The sequence below is a fragment of the Lysinibacillus sp. NPDC096382 genome (genome assembly GCF_044762845.1).
In the GTDB taxonomy this organism is placed as follows: domain Bacteria; phylum Bacillota; class Bacilli; order Bacillales_A; family Planococcaceae; genus Lysinibacillus.
This window is the reverse complement of record NZ_JBIWFC010000009.1, coordinates 14815-27041: the sequence shown is the minus strand read 5'-3', so window position 1 is coordinate 27041 and position 12227 is coordinate 14815. Positions and strand designations below refer to the sequence as shown.

Sequence of the window (12227 nt, the reverse complement as noted above, 5' to 3'; positions counted from 1 at the left end):
GAAAGTGGAGTGTTGAAATGAACGCAGTAATTGTGGCAGTAGCTGTCATGTTAATATTAAGCTTGCTCCGTATCAATGTTGTTCTTTCTCTAGTGTTGGGGGCCTTTGCGGGAGGTCTAACAAGCGGAATGGGTATAGAAGCAACTGTAAAATCATTTACAGAAGGATTAGGGGCAGGCGCAACGATTGCTTTAAGCTATGGGTTGCTTGGTGGTTTTGCTATCGCCATTTCCAAAACAGGAATTCCTGAATTAATGATTGCATGGATTTTAAAGATATTAAATAAAAACGGTACAAGCAATCGAAAAGGTTTAGTAAAGGTTTTAATCTTCTTACTGATCTTCATGATGTCTATTTTCTCACAAAATTTAATTCCAATTCATATAGCCTTTATCCCATTATTGCTACCGCCACTCTTAAAAGTTTTAAATATGCTAGAAGTTGATCGACGAATTATCGCAACATTAATTGCTGTTGGTTTAATAGGAACATATAGTTTCGTTCCCGCTGGCTTCGGAGCTATATTCCAAGACATTGTATCTACGCAAGTATCTAAGGCTGGTATGGAGGTATCTTCACGTGATGTACCAGCAGCGATGGCTATACCCGTTCTAGGGATGCTAATTGGGTTATGTGGGGCCTTTTTCGTTTACCGAAAGCCTCGACAATATCAAAATAATGATGTGGAGACAGAGTCTTTAAACGTAAATGTTAGTAAGTATGTTATTGTCTCTACGACTGTGGCTTTAATTATCTCTCTATGCGCCCAAATTTATACTGATTCGATGATTGTAGGTGCTTTTGCAGGCATTATGATTATGTATTTCACTGGTGCACTTAAATGGAAAGAAGCAGATGAGATTCTTTCAGAAGGAATGAAGATGATGGCCTTTATTGGTTTCGTTATGATCGCAGCAAATGGCTTTGCATCTGTTATTAACGCCACAGGTCAAATAGATAGCTTAATTAATGGTTCGATAAACATTCTTCAAGGGAATACGAGTCTAGCTATATTTATTATGTTGGTCATTGGTTTAATTGTGACGATGGGAATCGGATCTTCCTTTGCGACAGTACCAATTATCGCGACCTTATTTGTTCCTCTTGCACAAGGGCTGGGATTGAGTCCTTTGGCGATTATTTGTCTAATAGGTACAGCAGGTGCTTTAGGTGATGCGGGCTCTCCTGCTTCAGATTCTACTCTTGGACCTACTGCTGGTTTAAATGTAGATGGACAGCATAATCACATTTGGGATACATGTGTGCCAACGTTCATTTTTATTAACATCCCACTTATTATATTTGGCTGGATTGCATGTGTGTTCTTCTTATAAAGTAATAGTAAGAGCGGTTTCTAAATAGTAGAGACTGCTTTTTTATATATTGGTACTACTTAATTGTTAGAAATGTCCGAAAACGTTGGTGTAATTGCCTTATGTGTTGCAAAGTACATTGAAATTTTATATACTAGTAAACGGCTTAGATAAGCGAGAAATATTAGTAGTAAGAATATCTGCAACATTTAAAAAGAATTTAGCGAAAGGCCTTGCTTATTCTTTTTTTATTGTGTATAATGTTGAATGTTGGTCTTTGACTGCGATGAAACGAGAGGTTGCCGACACACCCGGCCGCTTTGCCATGGCGGTGTGTGGGAAAATTTTCGTGGAGAATGTCTAGAAAATAGGCGAGAAGGAGGGAAAATAATGGCAAAACAAAAGATTCGTATTCGTTTAAAAGCGTATGATCACCGTATTTTAGATCAGTCTGCTGAGAAAATTGTGGAAACTGCAAAACGTTCAGGTGCAAGTGTATCAGGTCCGATTCCACTTCCAACTGAGAAGTCTGTGTACACGATTCTTCGTGCTGTTCACAAGTACAAAGATTCTCGTGAACAATTCGAAATGCGTACGCATAAACGTCTGATCGATATCGTTAACCCAACACCACAAACTGTTGATGCGTTAATGAAACTTGATTTACCATCTGGCGTTGATATTGAAATCAAACTTTAATGGTAAAAAATATAACTTTTTTAAAACTTACAGGAGGTGTGACAAATGGCTAAAGGAATCTTAGGTAGAAAAATTGGTATGACACAAGTTTTCGCTGAAAACGGCGATTTAATCCCGGTAACAGTTATCGAAGCTGCTCCAAACGTAGTTCTTCAAAAGAAAACTGTTGAAACAGACGGCTACGAAGCAATCCAAGTTGGTTTTGAAGACAAGCGTGTTAAGCTTTCTAACAAACCAGAACAAGGTCACGTAGCAAAAGCGAACACTGCTCCTAAGCGCTTCATCCGTGAATTCCGCAACGTAAACGTTGGAGAATACGAAGTTGGTCAAGAAGTCAAAGTAGAAATTTTCGCAGAAGGCGATGTAATTGATGTAACAGGTGTTACTAAAGGTAAAGGTTTCCAAGGTGTAATTAAACGCCATGGTCAATCTCGTGGTCCTATGGCCCACGGTTCTCGTTACCACCGTCGTCCTGGTTCAATGGGTCCAGTTGCTCCGAACCGCGTATTCAAACAAAAGAAATTACCTGGTCAAATGGGTGGCACTGTAGTTACAATCCAAAACTTAGAAATCGTGAAAGTTGATGCGGAACGTAACTTACTACTTGTTAAAGGTAATGTTCCTGGTTCTAAAAAAGCTCTAGTTACAGTTAAAACTGCAATTAAAGCTAAGTAATCACCTAAGGAAAGGAGGAAACAGGAATGACAAAAGTATCTGTACTTAGTCAAACAGGTGCTTCAGTTGGTGAAATCGAATTAAACGATGCGATTTTTGGAATCAAGCCAAATGAAGCAGTATTATTCGACGCTGTAGTAGCACAACGCGCTTCTCTTCGTCAAGGTAATCACAAGGTTAAAAACCGTTCTGAAGTTGCTGGTGGTGGTCGTAAACCATGGCGTCAAAAAGGAACTGGTCGTGCTCGTCAAGGTTCTATCCGTTCTCCACAATGGCGCGGTGGTGGTATCGTATTCGGTCCAACTCCACGTAGCTACTCTTATAAATTACCTAAAAAAGTTCGCCGCTTAGCTCTTAAATCAGCTTTATCAGCTAAAGTAGTAGAACAAAACTTCTTAGTTCTTGATGCTCTTACATTAGCAGCACCAAAAACAAAAGAATTTACAAAAATCCTTAAAGATCTTTCTCTAGAGAAAAAATCTTTATTCGTAACTGCTGACCTAGATGAAAACGTAGCATTATCTGCTCGTAACATCCCTGGTGTAACAGTTTTAACTGCAAATGGAATCAATGTTCTTGATCTATTAGGTCATGAAAAAGTTGTATTCACAAAATCTGCAGTAGAAAAAGTTGAGGAGGTGCTTGGATAATGGAAGCACGTGATATTTTAAAACGTCCGGTCATTACTGAGCGTTCTTCAGAACTTATGGCAGAGAAAAAGTATACTTTCGAAGTAGACACTCGCGCTAACAAAACTCAAGTAAAAGACGCTGTAGAAGAAATCTTTGGTGTAACAGTTGAGAAAGTAAACGTTCTTAACTACAAAGGTAAATTCAAACGCGTAGGCCGTTACGGTGGTTACACTAACAAACGTCGTAAAGCGATCGTTAAATTAACTGCTGATAGCAAAGAAATCGAATTATTCGAAATGTAATCCTTTATGGATTTATGATTTGAACAATCAAGAAGGAGGGAAACACAATGGCGATTAAAAAGTATAAACCTACCTCTAATGGTCGTCGTAATATGACGTCTTTAGACTTTGCGGAAATTACAACTAACAAGCCTGAGAAATCATTGCTTGAACCAACTAAACGCAAAGCTGGTCGTAATAACCAAGGTAAAATCACTGTTCGTCATCATGGCGGTGGACATAAGAAGCAATACCGTGTTATCGATTTCAAACGTGTAAAAGATGGCATTCCGGCTAAAGTTGCTACTATTGAATATGATCCAAACCGTTCTGCGAATATCGCATTAATCAACTACGCTGATGGAGCAAAAGCTTACATCTTAGCACCAAAAGGTCTAGAGGTTGGTCAAACAATCGTATCTGGTCCAGATGCTGATATTAAAGTAGGTAACGCATTACCATTAGCAAACATTCCAATGGGTACTACAATCCATAACATCGAGTTAAAACCTGGTAAAGGTGGACAATTAGTACGTTCTGCAGGTACTTCTGCTCAAGTACTTGGTCGTGAAGACAAATACGTAATCGTTCGTCTACAATCTGGTGAAGTACGTTTAGTGTTAGCTACTTGCCGCGCTACAATCGGTCAAGTTGGTAACGAACAACATGAACTAGTACACATCGGTAAAGCAGGTCGTAGCCGTTGGTTAGGTAAACGCCCAGAAGTTCGTGGTTCTGTAATGAACCCTAACGATCACCCACACGGCGGTGGTGAAGGACGTTCTCCAATCGGACGTAAATCACCAATGACTCCTTGGGGTAAACCAGCACTTGGTTACAAAACTCGCAAGAAGAAAAACAAATCGGATAAATTCATCATCCGTAGTCGTAAAAAATAAAGTGGTTAAACTACGGTTCTATGTGAGAGCCGTGGTGGAATCACGGAGGGAGGTTCCTACATGGGTCGCAGCTTGAAAAAAGGACCTTTTGTCGATGACCACTTAATGAAAAAAGTGGAAGCGCAAGAGGCTTCTGAGAAAAAACAAGTTATTAAAACTTGGTCTCGCCGTTCAACAATTTTCCCGACTTTTATCGGTTTAACGATTGCTGTTTATGATGGACGTAAACACGTTCCTGTATACGTAACAGAAGATATGGTAGGCCACAAACTTGGTGAATTCGCACCAACACGTGCTTACAAAGGTCACGGTGCAGACGACAAGAAAACAAGACGCTAATTTTGAGAGGAGGTAAATCCTAATGACACAAGCTAAAGCTATCGCTCGTACTGTTCGCATTGCTCCTCGTAAAGTCCGTCTAGTTGTAGACTTAATTCGAGGCAAGCAAGTTGGTGAGGCAGTTGCAATTTTACGTCATACTCCAAAAGCGGCGTCTCCAGTCGTTGAAAAAGTATTAAAATCTGCAGTTGCTAACGCTGAGCATAACTACGATCTTGACATCAACTCTTTAGTAGTTTCTGAAGTATTCGTTGATGAAGGTCCAACATTAAAACGTTTCCGTCCACGTGCACAAGGACGTGCAAGCGCAATTAACAAACGCACAAGCCACATTACTCTAGTGGTATCTGAGAAGAAGGAGGGTTAATCCGTGGGTCAAAAAGTACATCCAATAGGACTGCGCGTTGGTATTATTCGTGACTGGGAGTCAAAATGGTACGCTGAAAAAGACTATGCAACTCTACTTCACGAAGACATCAAAGTGCGTAAATATATTGAAACGGCTCTTAAAGACGCTTCTGTTTCTAAAGTAGAAATCGAACGCGCTGCAAACCGTGTAAACATTACAATTCACACTGCGAAACCAGGTATGGTAATCGGTAAAGGTGGTTCTGAAGTTGAGAATCTTCGTAAATACCTTAGCGATTTGACTGGTAAACGTGTACACATCAACATTATCGAAATCAAACGTGCTGATCTTGACGCTCGTCTAGTAGCTGAAAACATCGCTCGTCAATTAGAAAACCGTGTATCATTCCGTCGTGCGCAAAAGCAAGCGATCCAACGCACAATTCGTGCTGGTGCAAAAGGAATTAAAACACAAGTATCTGGTCGTTTAGGTGGCGCTGATATCGCGCGTGCTGAACACTATAGTGAAGGAACTGTTCCACTTCATACTCTACGTGCTGACATCGACTATGCACACGCAGAAGCTGACACTACTTACGGTAAATTAGGCGTTAAAGTATGGATCTACCGTGGTGAAGTTCTTCCTACGAAGAAATCTGTGGAAGGAGGCAAATAATATGTTATTGCCTAAACGCGTAAAATACCGTCGTGAACACCGCGGAAACATGCGTGGCGAAGCGAAAGGCGGTAAAGAAGTATCTTTCGGCGAATGGGGCTTACAAGCTCAAACAGCTAGCTGGATTACTAACCGTCAAATCGAATCTGCACGTATCGCGATGACTCGTTACATGAAACGTGGCGGTAAAGTTTGGATTAAAATCTTCCCGCACAAACCTTACACTAAAAAACCTCTAGAAGTCCGCATGGGTTCTGGTAAAGGTTCTCCTGAAGGTTGGGTTGCAGTAGTAAAACCAGGAAAAGTAATGTTCGAAATCGCTGGTGTATCTGAAGAGATCGCACGTGAAGCACTTCGTTTAGCATCACATAAGCTTCCTGTTAAATGTAAGATCGTAAAACGTCAAGAAACTGGTGGTGAATCTAATGAAAGCTAATGAAATCCGTGACCTTGCCACTTCTGAATTAGAATTGAAAGTGAAATCACTGAAAGAAGAGCTTTTCAACCTTCGCTTCCAATTGGCGACTGGTCAATTAGAAAACACAGCTCGTATTCGTGAAGTGCGTAAAGCAATCGCGCGTATGAAAACTGTTATTCGTGAAAGAGAAATCAGTGCAAACAACTGATAAAGGAGGTTTTCAAGTATGACTGAGCGTAATCAACGCAAAGTTTACACGGGCCGCGTTGTTTCAGATAAAATGGACAAAACTATTTCTGTTTTAGTTGAAACTCACAAAAAGCACAAGCTTTATGGTAAACGTGTAAAATACTCAAAAAAGTTTAAGGCTCATGATGAGTTAAACACAGCGAAAATCGGTGATATCGTACGTATCATGGAAACTCGCCCGCTATCAGCTACTAAACGTTTCCGTCTAGTTGAAGTTGTAGAAAAAGCGGTTATTATTTAATAACTATTTCGGAACAACCAATTTCCGAAGGGAGGTAACCTAAGTGATCCAACAAGAAAGTCGTATGAAAGTTGCTGACAACTCAGGTGCACGTGAAGTTCTTACAATTAAAGTCCTTGGTGGCTCTGGCCGTAAAACTGCTAACATCGGTGATATCGTTGTTTGTACAGTTAAGAAAGCAACACCAGGTGGCGTTGTTAAGAAGGGTGACGTTGTTAAAGCTGTTATCGTTCGTACTAAATCAGGCGTACGTCGTAAAGATGGTACGTACATCAAATTTGATGAAAATGCTTGTGTAATTATTCGTGATGATAAATCACCACGCGGAACTCGTATTTTCGGACCTGTTGCACGTGAATTACGTGACAGCAACTTCATGAAAATCGTTTCTCTAGCTCCAGAAGTTCTTTAATTTCATGATAGTGCCAATCAAGGAGGTGCGACAGCATGCATGTAAAAAAAGGTGACAAGGTTAAGGTTATCACTGGTAAGGACAAAGGCAAAGAAGGCGTTATTCTTGCTTCTTACCCTAAACAAGATCGCGTTCTTGTTGAAGGTGTAAACATCGTGAAAAAACACGTAAAACCTAACCAATTGAATCCACAAGGTGGAATTGTAAGCCAAGAGGCTGCAATTCACGTTTCGAACGTAATGCTAATCGATCCTAAATCTGGCGAGCCGACTCGTGTAGGTTATAAAATCGAAAACGGTAAAAAAGTTCGTGTTGCAAAAAAATCAGGTGCAGTAATCGACTAATTTCTATAAAAGAAGGGAGGTACACAAATGAGCCGCCTAAAAGAAAAATATTTAAATGAAGTTTCAACTGCTCTTATGAGCAAGTTTGGATATAAATCAGTTATGCAATTGCCGAAAGTTGACAAAATCGTTATCAACATGGGTGTTGGTGATGCAGTTCAAAACTCAAAAGCATTAGATGCAGCTGTAGAAGAATTAACAATTATCACTGGTCAAAAACCAGTTGTAACTAAAGCGAAAAAATCGATCGCAGGTTTCCGTCTACGTGAAGGTATGCCTATCGGTGCTAAAGTTACATTACGCGGTGAGCGTATGTATGAATTCTTGGACAAATTAATCTCAATTTCACTACCTCGTGTACGTGACTTCCGTGGTGTTTCTAAAAAAGCATTCGACGGTCGCGGTAACTACACTTTAGGTGTTAAAGAGCAATTAATTTTCCCAGAAATCGATTACGATAAAGTTTCAAAAGTACGCGGTATGGACATCGTGATCGTAACGACAGCGAATTCTGATGAAGAAGCTCGCGAGTTATTGACACAATTCGGTATGCCGTTCCAAAAGTAATTAAACAAGGAGGGCGAAAACGTGGCTAAAAAATCTATGATCGTTAAACAACAACGTAAGCAAAAGTTTAAAGTGCAAGAATATACACGTTGTGAACGCTGTGGCCGTCCACACTCTGTATATCGCAAATTCAAACTTTGCCGTATTTGTTTCCGAGAACTTGCATATAAGGGACAAATTCCTGGCGTGAAAAAAGCCAGCTGGTAATCCCCTAATTTGGGAAGGAGGTAAATGTAATGACAATGACTGATCCGATTGCAGATATGCTTACTCGCATTCGTAATGCGAACATGGTTCGTCACGAGAAGTTAGAAGTACCAGCTTCCAACGTGAAAAAAGAAATCGCTGAAATTTTAAAGCGTGAAGGTTTCGTACGTGACGTAGAATACGTGGAAGACAACAAACAAGGTATCATCCGTATCTTCTTAAAATACGGTAAAGATAACGAGCGCGTTATCACTGGTTTAAAACGTATTTCTAAACCTGGTCTACGAGTATACGCAAAAACAAATGAAGTTCCTAAAGTACTGAACGGTCTTGGTATCGCTTTAGTGTCAACTTCACAAGGTTTATTAACAGATAAAGAAGCTCGCGCTAAACAAGTTGGCGGCGAAGTTCTAGCATACGTTTGGTAATTAGCAATAAATGAATGGAGGTGCAACTAAATGTCTCGTGTAGGTAAAAAAATTATCGAGGTACCAGCTAACGTAACTGTTACTGTTGCAGCTGACAACTCAGTTACCGTTAAAGGTCCTAAAGGCGAACTTGTTCGTTCTTTCCACCAAGATATGAAAATTGAGCAAGAAGGTAACGTAATCACTGTATCTCGTCCTTCTGATTCAAAAGAACACCGCACAAACCACGGTACGACTCGTGCGCTATTAGCGAACATGGTTACTGGTGTTTCTGTAGGTTTCGAAAAATCATTAGAACTTATCGGTGTCGGTTACCGTGCGCAATTACAAGGAAAAAAACTTGTTCTTAACGTAGGTTATTCACATCCAGTTGAGTTCACACCTGAAGATGGTCTAGAAGTTGAAGTTCCTTCAAACACTAAAATCATCGTTAAAGGTATCAGCAAAGAACGTGTTGGTGCTCTTGCATCTAACATCCGTGACGTGCGTCCACCAGAGCCTTACAAAGGTAAAGGTATCCGTTATGAAGGCGAATACGTTCGTCGTAAAGAAGGTAAAACAGGTAAATAATGCTGCTTAAGCATTAGAAAGGAGTGACCCTTGTGATTACGAAACAAGATAAAAATCAGGTTCGTAAAAAACGTCATGCACGCGTACGTTCTAAAATTTCGGGTACTGCTGAGCGTCCACGCTTAAACGTATTCCGTTCTAACAAGAACATCTACGCGCAACTAATCGATGACGTAGCAGGCGTAACAATCGTTAGCGCATCTTCTCAAGAAAATGGTTTTGAAAGTGCTGGTAGCAATGTTGATGCTGCAACTAAAGTCGGTGAAACAATCGCAAAACGCGCTACGGAAAAAAATATTACTGCTGTAGTATTTGACCGTGGTGGTTACTTATATCATGGACGTGTTAAAGCTTTAGCTGAAGCTGCACGTGAGAACGGTTTAGAATTTTAATAAAAAGGAGGGACACATTTCATGAGTCGAATTGACGCAAACAAACTTGGAGAACTTGAAGAACGCGTAGTTACTATTAACCGTGTTGCTAAAGTTGTTAAAGGTGGACGTCGCTTCCGCTTCACAGCATTAGTTGTAGTTGGCGATAAAAACGGTCACGTTGGTTTCGGTACTGGTAAAGCTCAAGAGGTGCCAGATGCTATCCGTAAAGCTGTTGAAGATGCGAAGAAAAACTTAATCGAAGTGCCACGCGTAGGTGGAACAACTCCACACTTAGTGCAAGGTCGCTTTGGTGCAGGAGAAATCCTAATTAAACCTGCTGCTCCTGGTACAGGAGTTATCGCTGGTGGTCCAGTACGTGCCGTACTAGAACTTGCTGGTATTACTGATATTCTTTCAAAATCACTTGGAACTAACACACCAATCAATATGGTGCGTGCAACTGTTCAAGGTTTAACTGAATTAAAACGCGTAGAGGACGTAGCTAAATTACGTGGTAAATCAGTGGAAGAAATATTAGGATAAGGGGGGAAAGATAATGGCTAACAAATTAGAAATCACCCTTACAAAATCTGTGATTGGTTCTAAACCAGCACAACGCAAAACTATTGAAGCACTAGGTTTACGTAAATTAAACCAAACTGTTGAGAAAGTTGATAATGCAGCTACTCGCGGTATGATTGATGTAGTAGCTCACTTAGTTACTGTAAAAGAAAACTAATTTTTAATTAACGAACAAGGAGGTGCCATCCAATATGAAACTTCATGAGTTAAAACCAGCAGAAGGTTCCCGTAAAGTACGTAACCGCGTAGGTCGCGGTATCGGTTCTGGTAACGGTAAAACTGCAGGTAGAGGTCATAAAGGTCAAAACTCTCGTTCTGGCGGCGGTGTACGCCCTGGATTCGAAGGTGGTCAAAACCCTTTATTCCGTCGTTTACCGAAACGCGGCTTTACTAACATTAACCGTAAAGAATACGCGATCGTTAATCTTGACACATTAAACCGTTTTGAAGATGGTGCAGAAGTAACAACTGCATTATTACTTGAATCAGGTTTAGTGAGCAATGAAAAAGCTGGAATTAAAGTTCTTGGAAACGGAACTCTTGATAAAAAGCTTACAGTAAAAGCTCATAAATTCTCTGCTTCAGCTAAAGAAGCAATCGAGAATGCCGGCGGAACTACTGAGGTGATTTAATGTTTCAGACGATCTCTAACTTTATGCGTGTTCGAGATATACGAAATAAAATCATTTTCACTCTTTTAATGTTAATCGTTTTCCGTATTGGTACGTTTGTACCAGTGCCAAACGTTGACGCTAATGTATTAAAGGTAACTGATGAGTTCAACCTCGTTGGTTTCCTGAATACTTTTGGCGGTGGTGCTTTGAAAAACTTCTCTATCTTCGCGATGGGAATATATCCATACATCACGGCCTCAATTATTGTTCAGTTATTGCAAATGGACGTAGTACCGAAATTTGCTGAGTGGGCAAAGCAAGGTGAAGTCGGAAGACGTAAACTTGCTCAATTTACTCGTTACTTTACAATTGTTCTTGCCTTTATTCAATCATTCGCAATGTCATTTGGTTTTAACAAAATGTATGGTGGATCATTGATTAAAGAAGAAGGAATATTAACATATGTTACGATTTCTATTGTATTAACGGCGGGTACAGCATTCCTAGTATGGCTTGCTGAACAAATTACTGCGCATGGTGTTGGTAATGGTATTTCAATTGTAATTTTCGCAGGTATCGTTGCGGCATTACCGAATGGCATTAACCAAATCTATGCACAGCAAATCGAGGGCGCTGGAGATAAGCTATTTATCAATCTAGTAATTCTTGGTTTACTTATCTTAGTTATGCTTGCAGTTGTTGTTGGAGTTATCTACGTGCAACAAGCACTACGTAAAATTCCAATTCAATATGCTAAACGAGTTACTGGACGCAACCAACAAACAGGTGCTCAACAAACGCATTTACCGTTAAAAGTAAATGCTGCAGGGGTTATTCCGGTAATCTTTGCATCAGCGTTTCTGATGACACCACGTACGTTAGCTCCGTTCTTTGGCGAAGGTGCTGTAACAACATTCATTGAGAACACGTTTGATTATTCTAAACCTGTTGGGATGATTGTTTACATTGCATTGATCGTCGCGTTCACATATTTCTATGCATTCGTACAAGTGAATCCAGAAAATGTGGCAGATAACTTGAAAAAGCAAGGTGCTTACATTCCAGGTATTCGTCCGGGTGAAAGTACGCAAACGTATTTAACAAGCGTGTTATATCGTCTGACATTTGTCGGTGCGATTTTCTTAACTGTTATTTCAGTAATGCCGGTTATATTCATAAACATTATGAAACTACCTGCCACAGTGCAGATCGGTGGTACTAGTATTATTATCGTAGTCGGTGTAGCGCTGGAAACGATGAAACAGCTAGAATCTCAACTTGTTAAACGTCACTACAAAGGCTTTATGAAGTAATGTTGGTTTTTAGGGAACGTTTTATCGTTTCCTGAAATCAGCAAAC

23 protein-coding genes are annotated in these 12227 nt (G+C 40.2%); all 23 read left to right on the top strand.

The features are described 5' to 3' along the window. The first annotated feature begins 17 nt into the window (after positions 1 to 17). The 23 genes from ACIQZA_RS13885 to secY all read left to right on the top strand — a co-directional run bounded on the left by ACIQZA_RS13885 (position 18) and on the right by secY (position 12181). Complete coding sequence (locus ACIQZA_RS13885) at positions 18 to 1334, top strand: Na+/H+ antiporter family protein (RefSeq protein ID WP_400937671.1); 1317 nt, start codon at positions 18 to 20, stop codon at positions 1332 to 1334. 369 nt (positions 1335 to 1703) lie between these two features. After that, complete coding sequence (rpsJ, locus tag ACIQZA_RS13880) at positions 1704 to 2012, top strand: 30S ribosomal protein S10 (RefSeq protein ID WP_004233624.1); 309 nt, start codon at positions 1704 to 1706, stop codon at positions 2010 to 2012. A gap of 45 nt (positions 2013 to 2057) precedes the next feature. After that, positions 2058 to 2687, top strand: a complete 630-nt coding sequence (gene rplC / locus ACIQZA_RS13875) for a 50S ribosomal protein L3 (protein WP_142509896.1) — start codon at positions 2058 to 2060, stop codon at positions 2685 to 2687. Positions 2688 to 2713: 26 nt separating this feature from the next. Continuing rightward, complete coding sequence (gene rplD / locus ACIQZA_RS13870) at positions 2714 to 3337, top strand: 50S ribosomal protein L4 (protein ID WP_142509895.1); 624 nt, start codon at positions 2714 to 2716, stop codon at positions 3335 to 3337. Continuing rightward, positions 3337 to 3621 (top strand): 50S ribosomal protein L23, encoded by a 285-nt coding sequence (rplW, locus tag ACIQZA_RS13865; protein ID WP_053482811.1) that lies wholly within the window; start codon positions 3337 to 3339, stop codon positions 3619 to 3621. The genes rplD and rplW overlap by 1 nt, the downstream gene beginning before the upstream one ends. A gap of 47 nt (positions 3622 to 3668) precedes the next feature. Next, positions 3669 to 4499: a 50S ribosomal protein L2 gene (gene rplB / locus ACIQZA_RS13860; protein WP_036124661.1), complete on the top strand. Its 831-nt coding sequence runs from the start codon at positions 3669 to 3671 to the stop codon at positions 4497 to 4499. Between the two features lie 60 nt (positions 4500 to 4559). Beyond that, entirely contained in the window at positions 4560 to 4838 is a 279-nt protein-coding gene (gene rpsS / locus ACIQZA_RS13855) for a 30S ribosomal protein S19 (protein WP_049662848.1), read from the top strand. 22 nt (positions 4839 to 4860) lie between these two features. Then, positions 4861 to 5205: a 50S ribosomal protein L22 gene (rplV, locus tag ACIQZA_RS13850; protein ID WP_004233639.1), complete on the top strand. Its 345-nt coding sequence runs from the start codon at positions 4861 to 4863 to the stop codon at positions 5203 to 5205. A gap of 3 nt (positions 5206 to 5208) precedes the next feature. Beyond that, positions 5209 to 5862, top strand: a complete 654-nt coding sequence (gene rpsC / locus ACIQZA_RS13845) for a 30S ribosomal protein S3 (RefSeq protein ID WP_049662850.1) — start codon at positions 5209 to 5211, stop codon at positions 5860 to 5862. A 1-nt stretch (position 5863) separates the two neighbouring features. Then, the gene (gene rplP / locus ACIQZA_RS13840) at positions 5864 to 6298 is read left to right on the top strand and encodes a 50S ribosomal protein L16 (RefSeq protein ID WP_010860599.1); all 435 of its coding nucleotides are present in this window, start codon (positions 5864 to 5866) and stop codon (positions 6296 to 6298) included. Beyond that, a complete protein-coding gene (gene rpmC, locus ACIQZA_RS13835) occupies positions 6288 to 6488 on the top strand; it encodes a 50S ribosomal protein L29 (protein WP_049662852.1) in 201 nt (66 codons plus the stop codon). The genes rplP and rpmC overlap by 11 nt, the downstream gene beginning before the upstream one ends. An 18-nt stretch (positions 6489 to 6506) precedes the next feature. Beyond that, positions 6507 to 6770: a 30S ribosomal protein S17 gene (gene rpsQ, locus ACIQZA_RS13830; RefSeq protein ID WP_053482810.1), complete on the top strand. Its 264-nt coding sequence runs from the start codon at positions 6507 to 6509 to the stop codon at positions 6768 to 6770. Positions 6771 to 6813: 43 nt separating this feature from the next. Beyond that, positions 6814 to 7182, top strand: coding sequence for a 50S ribosomal protein L14 (gene rplN / locus ACIQZA_RS13825; protein WP_004233650.1), 369 nt, complete (start codon positions 6814 to 6816; stop codon positions 7180 to 7182). Positions 7183 to 7217: 35 nt separating this feature from the next. Then, positions 7218 to 7526: a 50S ribosomal protein L24 gene (gene rplX / locus ACIQZA_RS13820; protein ID WP_053596063.1), complete on the top strand. Its 309-nt coding sequence runs from the start codon at positions 7218 to 7220 to the stop codon at positions 7524 to 7526. A 27-nt stretch (positions 7527 to 7553) separates the two neighbouring features. After that, positions 7554 to 8093, top strand: coding sequence for a 50S ribosomal protein L5 (rplE, locus tag ACIQZA_RS13815; protein WP_079562362.1), 540 nt, complete (start codon positions 7554 to 7556; stop codon positions 8091 to 8093). Positions 8094 to 8114: 21 nt separating this feature from the next. Beyond that, the gene (locus ACIQZA_RS13810; protein ID WP_004233656.1) at positions 8115 to 8300 is read left to right on the top strand and encodes a type Z 30S ribosomal protein S14; all 186 of its coding nucleotides are present in this window, start codon (positions 8115 to 8117) and stop codon (positions 8298 to 8300) included. A gap of 29 nt (positions 8301 to 8329) precedes the next feature. Then, entirely contained in the window at positions 8330 to 8728 is a 399-nt protein-coding gene (rpsH, locus tag ACIQZA_RS13805; RefSeq protein WP_008181717.1) for a 30S ribosomal protein S8, read from the top strand. Positions 8729 to 8758: 30 nt separating this feature from the next. Beyond that, the gene (gene rplF, locus ACIQZA_RS13800; RefSeq protein ID WP_100542760.1) at positions 8759 to 9298 is read left to right on the top strand and encodes a 50S ribosomal protein L6; all 540 of its coding nucleotides are present in this window, start codon (positions 8759 to 8761) and stop codon (positions 9296 to 9298) included. A 32-nt stretch (positions 9299 to 9330) separates the two neighbouring features. Further along, positions 9331 to 9690 carry a 50S ribosomal protein L18 gene (gene rplR / locus ACIQZA_RS13795; protein ID WP_142509893.1) on the top strand — a complete coding sequence of 120 codons (360 nt, stop codon included), beginning with the start codon at positions 9331 to 9333 and terminating at the stop codon, positions 9688 to 9690. Between the two features lie 21 nt (positions 9691 to 9711). Continuing rightward, on the top strand, positions 9712 to 10215 hold the full coding sequence (gene rpsE / locus ACIQZA_RS13790) for a 30S ribosomal protein S5 (protein ID WP_049662867.1): 504 nt from the start codon (positions 9712 to 9714) through the stop codon (positions 10213 to 10215). Between the two features lie 13 nt (positions 10216 to 10228). Further along, a complete protein-coding gene (rpmD, locus tag ACIQZA_RS13785; protein WP_142509892.1) occupies positions 10229 to 10411 on the top strand; it encodes a 50S ribosomal protein L30 in 183 nt (60 codons plus the stop codon). A gap of 34 nt (positions 10412 to 10445) precedes the next feature. After that, positions 10446 to 10886 (top strand): 50S ribosomal protein L15, encoded by a 441-nt coding sequence (rplO, locus tag ACIQZA_RS13780; RefSeq protein WP_142509891.1) that lies wholly within the window; start codon positions 10446 to 10448, stop codon positions 10884 to 10886. After that, positions 10886 to 12181 carry a preprotein translocase subunit SecY gene (secY, locus tag ACIQZA_RS13775; RefSeq protein WP_400937681.1) on the top strand — a complete coding sequence of 432 codons (1296 nt, stop codon included), beginning with the start codon at positions 10886 to 10888 and terminating at the stop codon, positions 12179 to 12181. Before rplO ends, secY begins: the two co-directional genes overlap by 1 nt. Positions 12182 to 12227 lie beyond the last annotated feature (46 nt).

Coding starts and splice junctions, on each gene's coding strand:
- ACIQZA_RS13885 (WP_400937671.1), top strand. CDS start 18: ATGAACGCAGTAATTGTGGCAGTAGCTGTCATGTTAATATTAAGCTTG.
- rpsJ (WP_004233624.1), top strand. CDS start 1,704: ATGGCAAAACAAAAGATTCGTATTCGTTTAAAAGCGTATGATCACCGT.
- rplC (WP_142509896.1), top strand. CDS start 2,058: ATGGCTAAAGGAATCTTAGGTAGAAAAATTGGTATGACACAAGTTTTC.
- rplD (WP_142509895.1), top strand. CDS start 2,714: ATGACAAAAGTATCTGTACTTAGTCAAACAGGTGCTTCAGTTGGTGAA.
- rplW (WP_053482811.1), top strand. CDS start 3,337: ATGGAAGCACGTGATATTTTAAAACGTCCGGTCATTACTGAGCGTTCT.
- rplB (WP_036124661.1), top strand. CDS start 3,669: ATGGCGATTAAAAAGTATAAACCTACCTCTAATGGTCGTCGTAATATG.
- rpsS (WP_049662848.1), top strand. CDS start 4,560: ATGGGTCGCAGCTTGAAAAAAGGACCTTTTGTCGATGACCACTTAATG.
- rplV (WP_004233639.1), top strand. CDS start 4,861: ATGACACAAGCTAAAGCTATCGCTCGTACTGTTCGCATTGCTCCTCGT.
- rplP (WP_010860599.1), top strand. CDS start 5,864: ATGTTATTGCCTAAACGCGTAAAATACCGTCGTGAACACCGCGGAAAC.
- rpmC (WP_049662852.1), top strand. CDS start 6,288: ATGAAAGCTAATGAAATCCGTGACCTTGCCACTTCTGAATTAGAATTG.
- rpsQ (WP_053482810.1), top strand. CDS start 6,507: ATGACTGAGCGTAATCAACGCAAAGTTTACACGGGCCGCGTTGTTTCA.
- rplX (WP_053596063.1), top strand. CDS start 7,218: ATGCATGTAAAAAAAGGTGACAAGGTTAAGGTTATCACTGGTAAGGAC.
- rplE (WP_079562362.1), top strand. CDS start 7,554: ATGAGCCGCCTAAAAGAAAAATATTTAAATGAAGTTTCAACTGCTCTT.
- rpsH (WP_008181717.1), top strand. CDS start 8,330: ATGACAATGACTGATCCGATTGCAGATATGCTTACTCGCATTCGTAAT.
- rplF (WP_100542760.1), top strand. CDS start 8,759: ATGTCTCGTGTAGGTAAAAAAATTATCGAGGTACCAGCTAACGTAACT.
- rpsE (WP_049662867.1), top strand. CDS start 9,712: ATGAGTCGAATTGACGCAAACAAACTTGGAGAACTTGAAGAACGCGTA.
- rpmD (WP_142509892.1), top strand. CDS start 10,229: ATGGCTAACAAATTAGAAATCACCCTTACAAAATCTGTGATTGGTTCT.
- rplO (WP_142509891.1), top strand. CDS start 10,446: ATGAAACTTCATGAGTTAAAACCAGCAGAAGGTTCCCGTAAAGTACGT.
- secY (WP_400937681.1), top strand. CDS start 10,886: ATGTTTCAGACGATCTCTAACTTTATGCGTGTTCGAGATATACGAAAT.